At 73.3% G+C, this 14,375-nt stretch carries 13 protein-coding genes; 3 read left to right on the forward strand and 10 right to left on the reverse strand.

Translation table 11 applies throughout. The annotated features are described in order from the left end of the window. Nucleotides 1-46: 46 nt before the first annotated feature. From IE287_RS04070 to IE287_RS04095, 6 genes are all read right to left on the reverse strand, one after another. A complete protein-coding gene (locus IE287_RS04070) occupies nucleotides 47-919 on the reverse strand; it encodes a siderophore-interacting protein (RefSeq protein WP_189847476.1) in 873 nt (290 codons plus the stop codon). A gap of 4 nt (nucleotides 920-923) precedes the next feature. Then, a complete protein-coding gene (locus IE287_RS04075; protein WP_189847477.1) occupies nucleotides 924-1,973 on the reverse strand; it encodes an ABC transporter substrate-binding protein in 1,050 nt (349 codons plus the stop codon). Between the two features lie 188 nt (nucleotides 1,974-2,161). Then, on the reverse strand, nucleotides 2,162-3,322 hold the full coding sequence (locus tag IE287_RS04080; RefSeq protein WP_189847478.1) for an acyl-CoA dehydrogenase family protein: 1,161 nt from the start codon (nucleotides 3,320-3,322) through the stop codon (nucleotides 2,162-2,164). A gap of 2 nt (nucleotides 3,323-3,324) precedes the next feature. Beyond that, nucleotides 3,325-4,257, reverse strand: coding sequence for a hydroxymethylglutaryl-CoA lyase (locus IE287_RS04085; RefSeq protein ID WP_189847479.1), 933 nt, complete (start codon nucleotides 4,255-4,257; stop codon nucleotides 3,325-3,327). Then, a complete protein-coding gene (locus tag IE287_RS04090; protein ID WP_189847480.1) occupies nucleotides 4,254-6,188 on the reverse strand; it encodes an acetyl/propionyl/methylcrotonyl-CoA carboxylase subunit alpha in 1,935 nt (644 codons plus the stop codon). Before IE287_RS04090 ends, IE287_RS04085 begins: the two co-directional genes overlap by 4 nt. Before the next feature lie 11 nt (nucleotides 6,189-6,199). Continuing rightward, complete coding sequence (locus tag IE287_RS04095) at nucleotides 6,200-7,807, reverse strand: carboxyl transferase domain-containing protein (protein WP_189847481.1); 1,608 nt, start codon at nucleotides 7,805-7,807, stop codon at nucleotides 6,200-6,202. Between the two features lie 87 nt (nucleotides 7,808-7,894). Between IE287_RS04095 and IE287_RS04100 the strand changes: the two genes are divergently transcribed. After that, nucleotides 7,895-8,494 (forward strand): SACE_7040 family transcriptional regulator, encoded by a 600-nt coding sequence (locus IE287_RS04100; RefSeq protein ID WP_189847482.1) that lies wholly within the window; start codon nucleotides 7,895-7,897, stop codon nucleotides 8,492-8,494. A 43-nt stretch (nucleotides 8,495-8,537) separates the two neighbouring features. Then, nucleotides 8,538-9,320, forward strand: a complete 783-nt coding sequence (locus IE287_RS04105) for a phosphatase (protein ID WP_189847483.1) — start codon at nucleotides 8,538-8,540, stop codon at nucleotides 9,318-9,320. Nucleotides 9,321-9,330: 10 nt separating this feature from the next. Here IE287_RS04105 and IE287_RS04110 read toward each other — a convergent pair whose 3' ends face one another. The 4 genes from IE287_RS04110 to IE287_RS04125 form a co-directional block, all read right to left on the reverse strand. After that, nucleotides 9,331-10,266 (reverse strand): cation diffusion facilitator family transporter, encoded by a 936-nt coding sequence (locus tag IE287_RS04110; protein WP_189847484.1) that lies wholly within the window; start codon nucleotides 10,264-10,266, stop codon nucleotides 9,331-9,333. Nucleotides 10,267-10,287: 21 nt separating this feature from the next. After that, on the reverse strand, nucleotides 10,288-11,160 hold the full coding sequence (locus IE287_RS04115) for an acyl-CoA thioesterase (protein WP_189847485.1): 873 nt from the start codon (nucleotides 11,158-11,160) through the stop codon (nucleotides 10,288-10,290). Beyond that, a complete protein-coding gene (locus IE287_RS04120) occupies nucleotides 11,161-12,318 on the reverse strand; it encodes an acyl-CoA dehydrogenase family protein (RefSeq protein ID WP_189847486.1) in 1,158 nt (385 codons plus the stop codon). A 76-nt stretch (nucleotides 12,319-12,394) separates the two neighbouring features. Continuing rightward, nucleotides 12,395-13,600: a helix-turn-helix domain-containing protein gene (locus IE287_RS04125; RefSeq protein ID WP_189847487.1), complete on the reverse strand. Its 1,206-nt coding sequence runs from the start codon at nucleotides 13,598-13,600 to the stop codon at nucleotides 12,395-12,397. A 164-nt stretch (nucleotides 13,601-13,764) separates the two neighbouring features. Here IE287_RS04125 and IE287_RS04130 point away from each other — a divergent pair, with 164 nt between their 5' ends. Next, on the forward strand, nucleotides 13,765-14,370 hold the full coding sequence (locus IE287_RS04130) for a hypothetical protein (protein WP_189847488.1): 606 nt from the start codon (nucleotides 13,765-13,767) through the stop codon (nucleotides 14,368-14,370). The last annotated feature ends 5 nt before the right edge of the window (nucleotides 14,371-14,375 follow it).

The raw sequence follows: 14,375 nt of genomic DNA on the forward strand, positions 1-14,375 counted from the left end.
CGGCGGGGATCGGGGGGCCGTGCGGCGAAAGGGCGGACCTGTCCGCCTACTGCGGGGCGCCGTCCTGCGCCGCGTCCTGCGTCGTCTCGTCCGGCACCTCGCGCAGGGCGTCCTCCGACAGCCCCTTGCGCCAGTACCCCACGAAGGTCACCCGGCGCCGGTCGATCCCGCGCTCGCGCACGAAGTGCCGCCGCAGCGCCTTGACCGCGCCGGACTCGCCCGCGATCCACACGTACGGCGCCTCCCCTGGCAGCTCCGCCGCCGTGACCGCCTCCAGGCCGGAGGGCGCGCCCTCCTCCCGGACCAGCCAGGTGACCGTGGCGTCGGCCTCCGTCACGAGCTCCGTCCGGTCGCCGGAGCGGGGCACGTCGAGGAAGACCCGGGCCCGGGTCCCGGCCGGCAGCCACTCCAGGATCGCGGAGGCGGCGGGCAGCGCCGTCTCGTCCGCCCAGATCAGCACCGAGTCGGTGCCCTCCGGCGGCCGGAAGCGGACGGCGGTGTTGTCGGCGACCGCCGGGCCGAGGACGACCACCCGGTCACCGGGCTCCGCCCGCTGCGCCCAGCGGCAGGCCGGCCCGCCGTCCTCGTGGACGGCGAAGTCGATGTCCATCTCGTCCACCGGCCCGGTGCGCTGCTCGCGGACGGTGTACGAGCGCATCACGGCCCGGACGTCGTCGGGCATGGCCCGCCAGGCTCCGAGGATCGCGTACATGTCCGGCTCGTCCAGCGGCGGCAGGACCGGGGCCTCCTGCCCGGGGTGCGGCAGGAAGAGCGAGAGCGACTGGTCGCGGCCCCCGGCGGCGAAGCCCTTGAGCTCCTCGCCGGTGAAGGTGACGCGGATCAGGGACGGGCCGAGCCGCCGCGTCCGGTCGACCTGGAGGGAGAAGAACTGGAACGGGGCGGTCTCGGCGTTCGCCATCGGGTCAGGCCACCTTCTTCGCGTTCTCCAGGGCGGTGGCCAGGTCCTCCAGGAGGGGGGCGCACTTGGCGTAGGAGTAGATCGGCTCGGTCACGCGCGGGAAGACCTGGCCGGCCTTGACGGCGGGCAGCGCGGCCCAGGTCGGCTTGGCCTTCAGCTGCTCGGGCTGGAGGGTGCCGGTGCGGTTGTCGAGGAGGATGACGTCGGCCTTGTAGGCGTCGACGTTCTCCCAGCTGAGGAGCTCGAACCAGCCGGACGGGTCCAGCTTCGTCGGGGTGACGAGGGTGAGGCCCAGCTCCTGGAAGAAGAGCGTGTCGGTCGGGCGGACCGGGGTGGAGACGTAGAAGGTGTCCGGGGCGCCGGAGCCGATGAGGACCTTGATGTCCTTCTTGCCCTGGGCGACCTTGCGCAGGCGCTCGGCGGCCGCCTCGAAGCGGGCCTTGTCCTTCTTGACCTGCTCGCTGTTCACGTCGGCGCCCAGCGAGGCGGCCAGGTCGGCGTGGCGCTGGAGGACGGACGGCATCGACTTGCCGGAGGCCCACAGGGCGACGCTCGGGGCGATCTTCGCGATCTTGGCCTTCTGCTCCTCCGGCACGTACCAGAGGGCGTCCTTCTCCCACATGTCGGTGATGAGGACCTCGGGCTGGAGCTTGAGGTACTCCTCGATGTTGAACTCGCCCCAGACGTTGCCGAGGACCTTGACCTTGGTGATGTCGAGGTCGCCCGCCTGGACGTCGGGCTTGCGCTCCTTGGTCTTCGGGTCCTCGACGTAGGTCGGGCCGAAGACGCCGGCGACCTCGACGCCGAAGTCCTTGAGGGCGGCGGCCATGCCGGTGAAGGCGACGATGTTCTTCGGCGTCGCCGCGGTCTTCACGGTCTGGCCGCGGTCGTCCTTGAACTCCCAGGAGCCGGACTTGGCCGAAGCGGAGGAGCCGGAGTCCTTCTTCTTGTCGCCGTCGCCGCAGGCGGCGAGCGCGGCGCCGAGCCCGAGGGCGCCGCCCGCGGCGAGGATGCCGCGGCGGGTGAGGGAGGTGGCTCGGGCGTTGCTGGGCATGGCGGGGTCGCTTTCGGTACGTGCCGGGGTCGGCCTGGGCAAGTCGAGGGTAGGTTAGCCTAACCTCATAGCGATCTGCAGGGCCGGGGCACCGAGGACTGCGTCACATTGCCGTGACGGCGCGCCGTCGGGTACGGCGGAGCCCGCCGCCCCCGGAGGGGCGACGGGCCCGGGTGTCCGCGGACGGGTCAGGCGCCGAGGCCCAACTCCCGCGCGATCAGCATCCGCTGGACCTCGCTGGTGCCCTCGCCGATCTCCAGGATCTTCGAGTCGCGCCACATGCGGGCCACCGGGTACTCGTTCATGAACCCGTAGCCGCCGTGGATCTGGGTGGCCTCCCGGGCGTTGTCGACGGCCACCGTCGACGAGTACAGCTTCGCCACCGCCGCCTCCTTCTTGAAGGGCTCGCCGAGCACCAGCCGCGAGGCCGCGTCCCGCCAGCCGATGCGGGCCATGTGCGCCCGCGTCTCCATGTCGGCGATCTTGAACTGGATGGCCTGGTTGTCGGCGATCGGCCGGCCGAAGGCGTGACGTTCCTTCGCGTACTTCACCGACTCGTCGACACAGCCCTGGGCGAGGCCCGTCGCGAGCGCCGCGATGGCGACCCGGCCCTCGTCGAGGATCCGCAGGAACTGCGCGTAGCCGCGGCCCTCCTCGCCGAGCAGGTTCTCCGCCGGGACGCGCACGTCGTCGAAGGAGAGCTCACGGGTGTCCGAGGCGTTCCAGCCGACCTTCGAGTAGGGGGCGGCGACCGTGAAGCCGGGGGTGCCGGACGGGACGATGATCGAGGAGATCAGCGGCCGGCCGTCGGGCTTGCGGCCGGTGACCGCGGTGACCGTCACCAGACCCGTGATGTCCGTACCGGAGTTGGTGATGAAGCACTTCGAGCCGTTGACGACCCACTGGTCGCCGTCGCGGACCGCCGTGGTGCGGGTGCCGCCCGCGTCCGAGCCGGCGCCCGGCTCGGTCAGGCCGAAGGCGCCCAGCATCTCGCCGGCGCACAGCTTCGGCAGCCACTGCCGCTTCTGCTCCTCGGTGCCGAAGAGGTGGAGCGGCATGGCGCCCAGCGAGACGCCCGCCTCCAGCGTGATCGCCACCGAGGAGTCGACCCGGGCCAGCTCCTCCAGGGCGATGCCGAGGGCGAGGTAGTCGCCGCCCATGCCGCCGTACTCCTCCGGGAACGGCAGGCCGAAGAGGCCCATGCGGCCCATCTCGGCGACGATCTCGTACGGGAACTCGTGCCGCTCGTAGTAGTCGCCGATCTTCGGCGCCACCACGTCGTGGGCGAACTGTTCGACGGTGCGGCGGAGTTCCTCGTGCTCTGCGGAGAGCCGGTGGTCGAGGGACATGATCAGGACTCCTTGTGGGAGAGCGCGCGGACGGTACGGGACGGACTCGGCCGCCCCAGCTGTTCGGCCATCCACACGCTCGTGGCGGTGAGGGCGGCCAGGTCGACCCCGGTCTCGATGCCGAGGCCGTCGAGCATCCACACCAGGTCCTCGGTGGCGAGGTTGCCGGTGGCGGACTCGGCGTAGGGGCAGCCGCCGAGGCCGCCCGCGGAGGCGTCCACGACGGTCACGCCGTGCCGCAGCGCGGCCAGCGTGTTGGAGAGCGCCTGCCCGTAGGTGTCGTGGAAGTGCACGGCGAGCCGGGAGACCGGCACCCCGGCCTCCGCCAGGCCGGTCAGCAGCGCGCCGACGTGGCCCGGGGTGGCGACGCCGATGGTGTCGCCGAGGCTCAGCTCGTCGCAGCCCATGTCGGCGAGCGCCCGGGTGACGCGGACGACCTGCTCGACGGGGACGGCGCCCTCCCAGGGGTCGCCGAAGCACATCGACAGATAGCCGCGGACCCTCAGGCCCGCCTCTATCGCCCGGATGACGACCGGCTCGAACATCGCGAGCGCCTCGTCGACGGTCCGGTTGAGGTTGGCCCTGGCGAACGACTCGGTGGCGGAGGCGAAGACGGCGACCTCGCGGGCGCCGAGCGCGAGCGCCCGGTCGAGCCCGCGCTCGTTCGGCACCAGGACCGGGAGGCGTACGGGAAGGCCGTTGACGAGCGGGAACAGCGTCTCGGCGTCAGCCAGCTGGGGCACCCACTTCGGGTGCACGAAGCTGGTCGCCTCGACGGTCGAGAGGCCGGCGGCGGCCAGCCGGCGGATGAACTCCGCCTTCACCTCGGTGGGGACGGCCGTCTTCTCGTTCTGCAGCCCGTCCCGGGGGCCCACCTCGTGGATCCGGACCCGGGCCGGCAGCGACGGGTCGGGGACGGTCATGGGGAGGGTCATTCCGCGTCCTCCTCGCGGGGCGCGACGACCGCCAGGACCTGGTCCATGGCGACGGTCGAGCCGGGCGCGACGTCCAGCTCGGTGACGGTGCCGGCGTGCGGGGCGGAGATGACGTGCTCCATCTTCATCGCCTCGACCACCAGCAGGCTCTGACCCGCCTCCACCTCGTCCCCGACCGCCACCTTCACGACCGTGACGGTGCCGGGCATCGGCGCGGCGAGCGTGTCCGCCCCGCCGTGCCGGGCGCCCGAGAGCGCGGCCGCGACCGGGTCGTGGTCCACGACGTGCCAGGAGTCCCCCTCCCGGCCCAGCCAGGCGCCCGCCCGGCGGAAGGAGTGGGTGACCCCGTCGACGGTGACGGTGACCCCGGTGGGGGTGACGCGGGCGTCGGCGGGGGCCGTGACGGCGACCGGCTCGGCCCCCGCCACCCGCAGCGGGAAGGCGAGCGGCCGGGGCGTGCCGCCGAGGCGCCAGCCGCTCGGCACGTCGAAGGGGTCCGTCCAGCCGTCGCGCGGCCGCGGCGCCAGCTCCGCCCGCCGGACGGCCGCCGCCGCCGCGTACACCTCGTCCGGCACGCCCCGCGGGACCAGGGACTCGGCGTCCCGCTCGACCAGGCCGGTGTCCATCGCCCCCGACACCACGTCCGGGTGGGCGAGGAGCCGGCGCAGGAAGCCCGCGTTGGTGGGGACGCCGAGGGTGGTCAGCTCCGCGAGGGCCCCGCGCAGCTTCCGCAGCGCCGTCGGACGGTCCTTCGCGTGGACGATGACCTTCGACAGCATCGGGTCGTAGAGGGAGGAGACCTCGGAGCCCTCCAGGAGACCGGAGTCGGTGCGCACCCCGTCGCCCGCCGGCTCGTCCAGCGCCAGCACCGTGCCGCCCGACGGCAGGAAGCCGCGGGAGGGGTCCTCGGCGCAGATCCGCGCCTCGACCGCCCAGCCGTCGAGGCGGACGTCCTCCTGGCCGAAGGAGAGCGGCTCGCCGGCCGCCACCCGCAGCTGCCACTCCACCAGGTCCAGGCCGGTGACGAGCTCCGTGACCGGGTGCTCGACCTGGAGGCGGGTGTTCATCTCCATGAAGCAGTACGCGGACGGGTCGCCGCCCGGGACGATGAACTCGACCGTGCCCGCGCCGACGTAGCCGCAGGAGCGGGCCGCCTCGACGGCCGCCGCGCCCATCGCCGCGCGGGTCTCCTCGTCGAGGAGGACGCTCGGCGCCTCCTCGATGATCTTCTGGTGGCGGCGCTGGAGCGAGCACTCGCGCTCGCCGAGGTGCACCACGTTCCCGTGCGTGTCCGCCAGGACCTGGATCTCGATGTGCCGGGGCCGGTCGATCCACCGCTCCACCAGCAGCGTGTCGTCCCCGAAGGACGCCCGCGCCTCCCGGCGGGCCGCCGCGATCTCCTCGTCCAGGACCGCCAGGTCCCGCACCAGGCGCATGCCCTTGCCGCCGCCGCCCGCGCTGGGCTTGAGCAGGACCGGCGCGCCCAGCTCGCGGGCGGCCTCGGCGATCTCCGGGTCGGCGGCGCCGGGGACGACCGGCACGCCGGCCGCCTTCACCGTCTCCTTGGCCCGGATCTTGTCGCCCATCAGCGCGATGGCCTCGGCGGACGGCCCGATGAAGACGAGCCCGGCCCCGGCGCAGGCGCGCGCGAAGGCCGCGTTCTCCGCGAGGAAGCCGTAGCCGGGGTGGACGGCCTGCGCGCCGGTGCGGCGGGCCGCCTCCAGGAGGGCGGGGACGGAGAGGTACGACTCCGAGGCCGGCGCGGGCCCGATCCGTACCGCCGTGTCCGCCTCCCGCACGTGCCGGGCGTCGGCGTCGGCGTCGCTGTACACCGCGACCGAGCGGACGCCGAGCGCCCGCAGGGTGCGGATGACGCGGACCGCGATCTCGCCCCGGTTGGCGACGAGGACGGTGTCGAACATCTGCTGCATCGTCGTGGTCCTCACATCCGGAAGACGCCGAACTGGGGGTCACCCAGGGGCGCGTTGGCACAGGCGGTCAGCGCGAGACCCAGCACCTGGCGGGTCTCCAGCGGGTCGATCACACCGTCGTCCCAGAGGCGGGCGGTCGCGTAGTAGGCGCTGCCCTGCGTCTCGTACTGCTCGCGGATCGGCGCCTTGAAGGCCGCTTCCTCCTCGGCGCTCCAGGCGTCCCCGAGCTGGTCGCGCTTGACCGTGGCGAGGACCGAGGCGGCCTGCTCGCCGCCCATCACGGAGATCTTGGCGTTCGGCCACATCCACAGGAAGCGGGGGGAGTAGGCCCGGCCGCACATCGAGTAGTTGCCCGCGCCGAAGGAGCCGCCGACGACGACCGTCAGCTTCGGCACGCGCGTGGTGGCGACCGCCGTGACCATCTTGGCGCCGTGCTTGGCGATGCCGCCGTGCTCGTAGGCCTTGCCGACCATGAAGCCGGTGATGTTCTGGAGGAAGACCAGCGGGATCCCGCGCTGGTCGCACAGCTCGATGAAGTGCGCGCCCTTCTGGGCGGACTCGGCGAACAGGATGCCGTTGTTGGCGACGACGCCGACCGGGTGCCCGTGGATCCGGGCGAAGCCGGTGACCAGGGTCTGCCCGTACTCGGACTTGAACTCCTGGAAGCGGGAGCCGTCCACCACCCGGGCGATCACCTCGCGCACGTCGTACGGGGTGCGCGAGTCGACCGGGACCGCGCCGTACAGCCCGTACGGGTCGACCTTCGGCTCCTCGGCCGGCTCGACCGACCAGGGGAGCGGGCCCCGCTCAGGGAGGGTCGCCACGATGTTCCGCACGATCCGCAGCGCGTGGGCGTCGTCCTCCGCGAGGTGGTCGGTGACGCCGGAGACACGGGAGTGGACCTCGCCGCCGCCCAGCTCCTCCGCCGTGACGACCTCGCCGGTCGCCGCCTTCACCAGCGGCGGGCCGCCGAGGAAGATCGTCCCCTGGTTCCGGACGATCACCGCCTCGTCGCTCATCGCCGGGACGTACGCGCCGCCGGCCGTGCAGGAGCCCATGACGGCCGCGATCTGCGGGATGCCGGCGCCGGACATGCGGGCCTGGTTGTAGAAGATCCGGCCGAAGTGCTCGCGGTCCGGGAAGACCTCGTCCTGCATCGGCAGGAAGGCGCCGCCCGAGTCGACGAGGTAGAGGCAGGGGAGGCGGTTGTCGAGCGCGACCTCCTGGGCCCTCAGGTGCTTCTTCACCGTCATCGGGTAGTAGGTGCCGCCCTTGACCGTGGCGTCGTTGGCGACGATCACGCACTCGCGGCCGCTCACCCGCCCGACGCCCGCGATCACGCCGGCCGCCGGGGCCTGGTCGCCGTACATGCCGTGCGCCGCCAGCGGCGCCAGCTCCAGGAACGGCGAGCCCGGGTCCAGGAGGGTGTCCACCCGGTCGCGCGGCAGCAGCTTCCCGCGCGCGGTGTGCCGCGCCCGGGACTTCTCGCCGCCTCCGAGCGCGGCCTCGGCGAGCTTGGCGCGCAGGGTCGCGGCCAGCTCGTGGTGCGCCGCCTCGTTGGCCCGCCAGGCCGGCGAGGCGGGATCCGCCGCACTCGACAGCACAGGTGCCTGCTGCATCGACCGATCTCCCTTGTCCGGTTAATGAGCGTTAACGTACGCGCCTCAGGTTAACGACCGCTAACCGGGTTGTCTAGAATCGAATTCATGACCACGAGCCCGACCCGGACGGACGCGCCGACCCGCCGCGAGCAGATCCTCAAGGAGGCCGCCCGCCTCTTCGCCGAGCGCGGCTTCCACGGCGTGGGCGTCGACGAGATAGGGGCCGCCGTCGGCATCAGCGGCCCCGGCCTCTACCGCCACTTCCCCGGCAAGGACGCGATGCTCGCCGAGCTGCTCGTCGGCATCAGCGAGCGGCTGCTCGACGGCGGACGGCTGCGGGCCGCCGCCTCCGACGGCGACCCGGAGGCCCTGCTCGCCTCCCTCATCGACGGGCACATCGACTTCGCCCTCGACGACCGGCCGCTCATCACCCTCCACGACCGCGAGCTCGACCGCCTCAAGGACGAGGACCGCAAGCGGGTCCGGCAGCTCCAGCGGCAGTACGTCGAGCTGTGGGTGGACGTGGTGCGCGCCCTCCACCCCGCGGCGGGCGAACCGGAGGTCCGGGCGGCGGTCCACGCGGTCTTCGGACTGCTCAACTCCACCCCCCACCTGCGCACCCCGCTCTCCCGCGAGGCCCTCGAACACCTCCTGCGGAACCTCGCCCACGGAGCCCTGCGCGCCCTGGACACCCCGGCGCCCTGAGACTCCGCCCCGGGCGCGGCGGGCGCGCGGCAGAATGAGCCGCATGCCGATACTCAGCCGTGACGCCCTCGTCGAGCACCTCCTCCGCAGCCGGATCGCGGGGGACGTGGCCACGCCCCGCGAGAACAACCTGGACCACTACCGGAAGCTCGCCAACGGCGACCGGCACTACTGGCTCGGTCTGGAGCTCGGCGACCGGTGGGCGGACGAGCAGGACGTGCTGGCCGTGATGGCCGAGCGCTGCGGCGTCGTGGACGACCCGGCCCACCGGGCCGGCCAGGACACCATCGACCCCGAGCTGACCGTCGACGCCCTGGACCGGATGGCCGCCCGGCTCAAGGAGGCCGCCGCCGGCCGGCAGCGGGTGCTCTTCGCGACCGGCCACCCGGGCGCGCTGATCGACGCGCACGGCCGGGTCGCCGCCGCGCTCCGGGCGCAGGGCTGCGACATCGTGCGGATCCCGGGCGGGCTGACCGCCGACGAGGGGTACGTGGTGCAGTTCGCGGACGTCGCCGTCTTCGAGCGGGGCGCCAGCCTCTGGCACACCCACTCGCCCGAGCCGATGAACGCGATCCTCGACGGCCTCGCCCTGCTCGGCGAGGCCGCGCCGGACCTCGTCGTCGCCGACCACGGCTGGGCCGGCCGCGCCGCCCAGCGCGGGATCGACTCGGTCGGCTACGCGGACTGCAACGACCCCGCGCTCTTCTGCGCCGAGGCGGAGGGCACGATGAAGGTGACCGTCCCGCTCGACGACCACGTCGTGGACCCGCGCTTCTACGAGCCGATGACCGCCTACCTGCTGAACGCCGCCGGGCTGCTGGGCTGACACCGGCGCCTCAGCCGGGCGTGGGGTCGAGGTAGACCCGGCGCACCGAGGGGAAGCGGGCCCGCAGCCGGCGCTCCGCCTGCTCGCAGGCCCGCTCGACCTCGGCCGCCGACACCGCGTCCCGGAAGTCGATCTTCGCGGCGATCAGCACCTCGCCGGGACCCTGGATCAGGGTGACCAGGTCCAGGACCTCCGCCACGTGCGGGACGCCGAGCAGCTCCTCCCGCACCCCGGCGCGCATGGCCGGGGGGAGCGGGCGGCCGATGAGGAGCTGGGCGTTGGCGCGGCCCAGCGTCCAGGCCACGTACACGAGCAGGCAGCCGATGAGGATCGAGGCCACGCCGTCCCAGACGCCGGAGCCGGTGATCTGGCCGCCGAGCAGGCCGCCCGCGGCGAGCATCAGACCGGCGAGGGCGGCCGCGTCCTCCAGCACGACCGCCTTCACGGTGGTGTCCGGCGTCAGCCGCAGGTACTCGGCGAACGGCGCCCGCATCCGTTCCGCCTCCGCCCTGACCTGCTTGACGCCGGTCCGCAGGGAGAAGCCCTCCAGGACGAAGGAGACGGCGAGCACGACGTAGGAGACGAGCGGGTCGCCGAGCTCCTCGCCGTGGGTGAGGGTGTGGATGCCGTCGTAGACCGAGAAGACGGCGCCGCCGACGAAGGTGGCGACGGCGGCGAGCATCGCCCACACGTACCGCTCGCCCGCGTGTCCGACGGGATGGTCCTCGTCGGCGGGCTTCTCGCTCCGCTTGAGCGCGGTGAGCAGCATGGCCTCGGTGACGGTGTCGGCCACCGAGTGCGCGGCCTCCGAGAGCATCGCGCTCGACCCGCTGATCACTCCGGCGACGGCCTTGGCGACCGCGATCCCGAGGTTCGCGCCCGCCGCCACGACCACCGTGAAGGTGCTCTCGCCGTTCCCGTCCTTGACATCCGTCCCGTCCGTCATGACATCGGACGGTATGTCCGGTCAGTGGCGCGGGACGCGAACGACACCCTCCTGGATGACGGAGATCGCCAGGCGCCCGTCCCGGGTCCAGATCCGGGCCTGGCCGAGGCCGCGTCCGCCGGAGGAGGACGGCGACTCCTGGTCGTAGAGGAGCCATTCGTCGGCCCGGAAGGGCCGGTGGAACCACATGGCGTGGTCGAGCGAGGCGCCGACCACGTCGCCGACGGCCCAGCCGCCCCGCCCGTGGGCGAGCAGCACCGAGTCCAGCAGTGTCATGTCGGAGACGTAGGTGGCGAGGACGACGTGGAGCAGGGGGTCGTCGGCCAGCTTGCCGTTGGTGCGGAACCACACCTGCGAGCGCGGTTCGCGCGGCTCTCCGACGGAGCCCCAGGGCGGGGTGTCGGCGTACCGCAGGTCGACGGCGGCGCGGGCCTCGACGAGCCGGCGGGCCACGCCCTCCGGCAGGTGCCGGGGGAGCATCTCCTCGGCGGTCGGCAGCGACTCCGGATCGGGCGCGGCCGGCATCGCGTCCTGGTGGTCGAGCCCCTCCTCGTACGCCTGGAAGGAGGCGGAGAGGTGGAAGATCGGCTGCCCGTGCTGGATCGCGACGACCCGCCGGGTGGTGAAGGAGCGGCCGTCGCGGATCCGGTCGACCTCGTAGACGATCGGCGCGCCCGGGTCGCCCGGCACCAGGAAGTACGCGTGCAGGGAGTGGGCGAGACGATCGGCGGGGACGGTCCGGCCCGCCGCCACCAGCGCCTGGGCGGCCACCTGGCCGCCGAAGACGCGGGGGACGATCGCGGACCGGGACTGTCCCCGGAAGATGTCCTGCTCGATCCGCTCCAGGTCGAGCAGGGCGAGCAGGTCATCCAGTGCGGAGGGCGCTTCGGGCACTTACAGGCCCATGCTCTTGGCGATGATCGACTTCATGATCTCGCTGGTGCCGCCGTAGATGCGGTTGACGCGGTTGTCCGCGTACAGGCGGGCGATCGGGTACTCGTTCATGTAGCCGTAGCCGCCGTGCAGCTGGAGGCAGCGGTCGATGACGCGGTGGGCGACCTCGGTGCAGAAGAGCTTGGCGGAGGCCGCCTCGGCCGGGGTCAGCTCGCCGGCGTCCAGGGCCTCCAGGGCGCGGTCGGCGACGGCCTCGGCGGCGTCGACCTCGGCCTGGCAGGCGGCCAGCTCGAACTTGGTGTTCTGGAAGTGGGCGACCGGCTTGCCGAAGACGGTGCGCTCCTGCACGTACTGCTGGGCGAAGCGGACGGCGGCCTTGGCCTGGGCGTAGGCGCCGAAGGCGATGCCCCAGCGCTCGGAGGCGAGGTTGTGGCCGAGGTAGTAGAAGCCCTTGCCCTCCTCGCCGAGCAGGTCCTCGACCGGGACCTTGACGTCGACGAAGGCGAGCTCGGCGGTGTCGGAGGTCTTCAGGCCGAGCTTGTCGAGCTTGCGGCCGATGGAGTAGCCCTCGGACTTGGTGTCGACGGCGAAGAGCGAGATGCCGAAGCGGCGGTCGTCCTCGGACGGCGCGGAGGTGCGGGCGCAGACGATCACGCGGTCGGCGTGGACGCCGCCGGTGATGAAGGTCTTGGCGCCGTTGAGGACGTAGTGGGTGCCGTCCTCGGAGAGCTTGGCGGTGGTCTTCATGCCCGCGACGTCGGAGCCGGTGCCCGGCTCGGTCATCGCGAGGGCCCACATCTCCTCGCCGGAGACGAACTTCGGCAGGTAGCGCTTCTTCTGGTCGCCGGTGGCGAGCATCTTGATGTACGGCAGGGCGAGCAGCACGTGCACGCCGGAGCCGCCGAACTGCACGCCCGCGCGGGAGGTCTCCTCGTAGAGGACGGCCTCGAACTTGTGGGTGTCGAGGCCGGCGCCGCCGAACTCCTCCGGCACGTTGATGCCGAAGATGCCCAGCTCGCCGAGCTTGTGGTAGAAGTCGCGCGGCGCCTGGCCGGCGGCGAACCACTCGTCGTAGACGGGGACGACCTCGGCCTCGATGAAGGCCCGGATGGTCTCCCGGAACGCCTCGTGGTCCTCGTCGAATACGGTACGGCGCACGGTGCGACTCCTCCGGGTGTGCGGGCCAGTTGTCTAAGCGCTTGCTCAGTCTGTCTCCTCCGAAGTTACCCAGCGGTCACCCACCCTGTCCAGACTCCTCGCCTGTGATCCAGGTCCGTCCCGCCGAGTCGTACGCGTACACCGGCCCTCCCGCCACCCCGCTCGTCCGGAAGGGCGCCCCCTCCTCGTCCCCGATCCGCACCGTCCCCCTCCGCCCCTCCGAGCTCCATTCGAGCTCCAGGTACCAGCGGCAGTCGCACCCCGCCGTCCGCGCCGAGACCAGCAGCTCCTCCGGCTCGGCGGCGGTGACCGCGTACGGGAAGGAGACCGCCGGGAGCGTCCGGCCCTCCTCCCCGGAGGCGTCGTACCCGTCCCGCGCCCGCGCCACCGGCCTCGGCCGGTCCAGATCCACCTCGAAGCGGCGCGGCGTCACCGCCCCGCCGCACCCCTCGTCCATCCGGTACCCCGCCCACGGCAGCGGCGTCCCCCGCTCCACCACGCGCACGTGCAGCCCCTGGAGCACCACCGCCGCGGCGCCCTTCCCCTGCACCGACAGCCGCACCAGCGTCTCCCCGCCGTGCACGGCCCCCCGGGCCACCGCCCAGCTCCGCGCGTCGGCCGCCTCCGGCGGCGGACCGGGCCTCCGCTCCACGAGGTAGGTGTGCCCGCACCCGTTCTGCCAGAGGTGCGAGGCGACGGTCCACGTCAGCGGCGGCGGCACCGGCGGTTCGGCGCCCCGCTCCCGGGCCTTCCCGGGCAGGAGTACGGCTCCGAGCGTCAGCGCCCCCACGACCGCCAGCGCCCCGCCGGCCACGCCCGCCCACCCCCACCGGCGGCGCCGCCGCCCGGACGGGAGGCCCGGCACGCGCGCGTGCACGGGGGCCAGCTCGGACGCGGGCACGGCCTCCGGGACCGGGGCGGGATCCGGCTCGGGGCGGGGCTCCCGCTCCGGGCCGCGCTCCGGCTCCGGGCCGCGCTCCGGCTCCGGTTCCGGCTCCTCCCGCTCCGGCTCCGGCTCCGGCGCCGGAGGGCGGCGGGCGCCGTCCGCGCGGGCCCAGGCCGCCTCCAGGGCCCGCCGCTCCTCCCCGTCCGCCCCGCACAGCAGGGCGAGGCGGTCGACCACGGCGAACTCCTCCGGGACGGTCGCGCCGGAGCAGTAGCGGTGGAGGGTGGACGCGCTGACGCTCAGGCGCCGGCCCAGCGCCTCGTAACTCCGCCCGTCCCGCGCCTTCAGCGCCCGCACGAGCCGCGCGAACTCCTCGACGGCGGCGTCCTTCGGCATTCCATCCCCCTCGCCCCTGCGTCCCACCCTTCACGTCCTTGCACGTCAGCAGGGGTGGAATGGTTCCGGGACGGAGGGCGGGCGCGTCACCGTTGCAGACGGCGGGCGCCGGCGGCCACGCTGGTCGAGCACTGACCGAACCACCCGACGGGGGATCCACCACCATGAACAAGCTCCGTACCGCACTCGCCACCGCCGCCACCGCCGCCCTGGGCCTCGCGGCCCTCGCCACGGCCCCGGCCCAGGCCGCCGCCCAGCCCGCCTTCCTCTCCGCCTCCCAGATGCCGAAGTCGTCCACGCCGTGGACCGCCACCCCGGTCTTCAACGGCGTCCCGGAGAACGGCGGCGTCCTCTGCGCCCCGTACAAGATCCCGGCGCAGAACACCCGCTACCGCGAGTTCAGCACCGAGCTCGACACCAACGGCGTCCAGGTCACCACCGTCGCCCGCACCGAGGCCGACGCGGTGAAGCTGGTCGACACCCTCCGCAAGGCCCTCGCCGGCTGCGGCCCCCTCCTGGAGCGGCAGAACCCGGGCCTGCACGCCGTCAGCGCCTACCACGGCAAGCTCGCCGTCGAGGAGGGCGCCTGGGTCTACAGCCTGGACACCGCCGACCCGCAGGTCGGCAACACCGACATCCACCTCTTCTCCGTCGGCCGCGACGGCCGCACCGTCACCCTCGTCCGCTGGGGCCAGATGGGCGACCTGGAGGACGCCCCGCTGACCGCCTTCCGCACCACGACGAAGACCGCGGTGAACAAGCTGTACTGACCCCG

Source organism: Streptomyces omiyaensis, from assembly GCF_014650895.1.
In the GTDB taxonomy this organism is placed as follows: Bacteria; Actinomycetota; Actinomycetes; order Streptomycetales; family Streptomycetaceae; genus Streptomyces; species Streptomyces omiyaensis.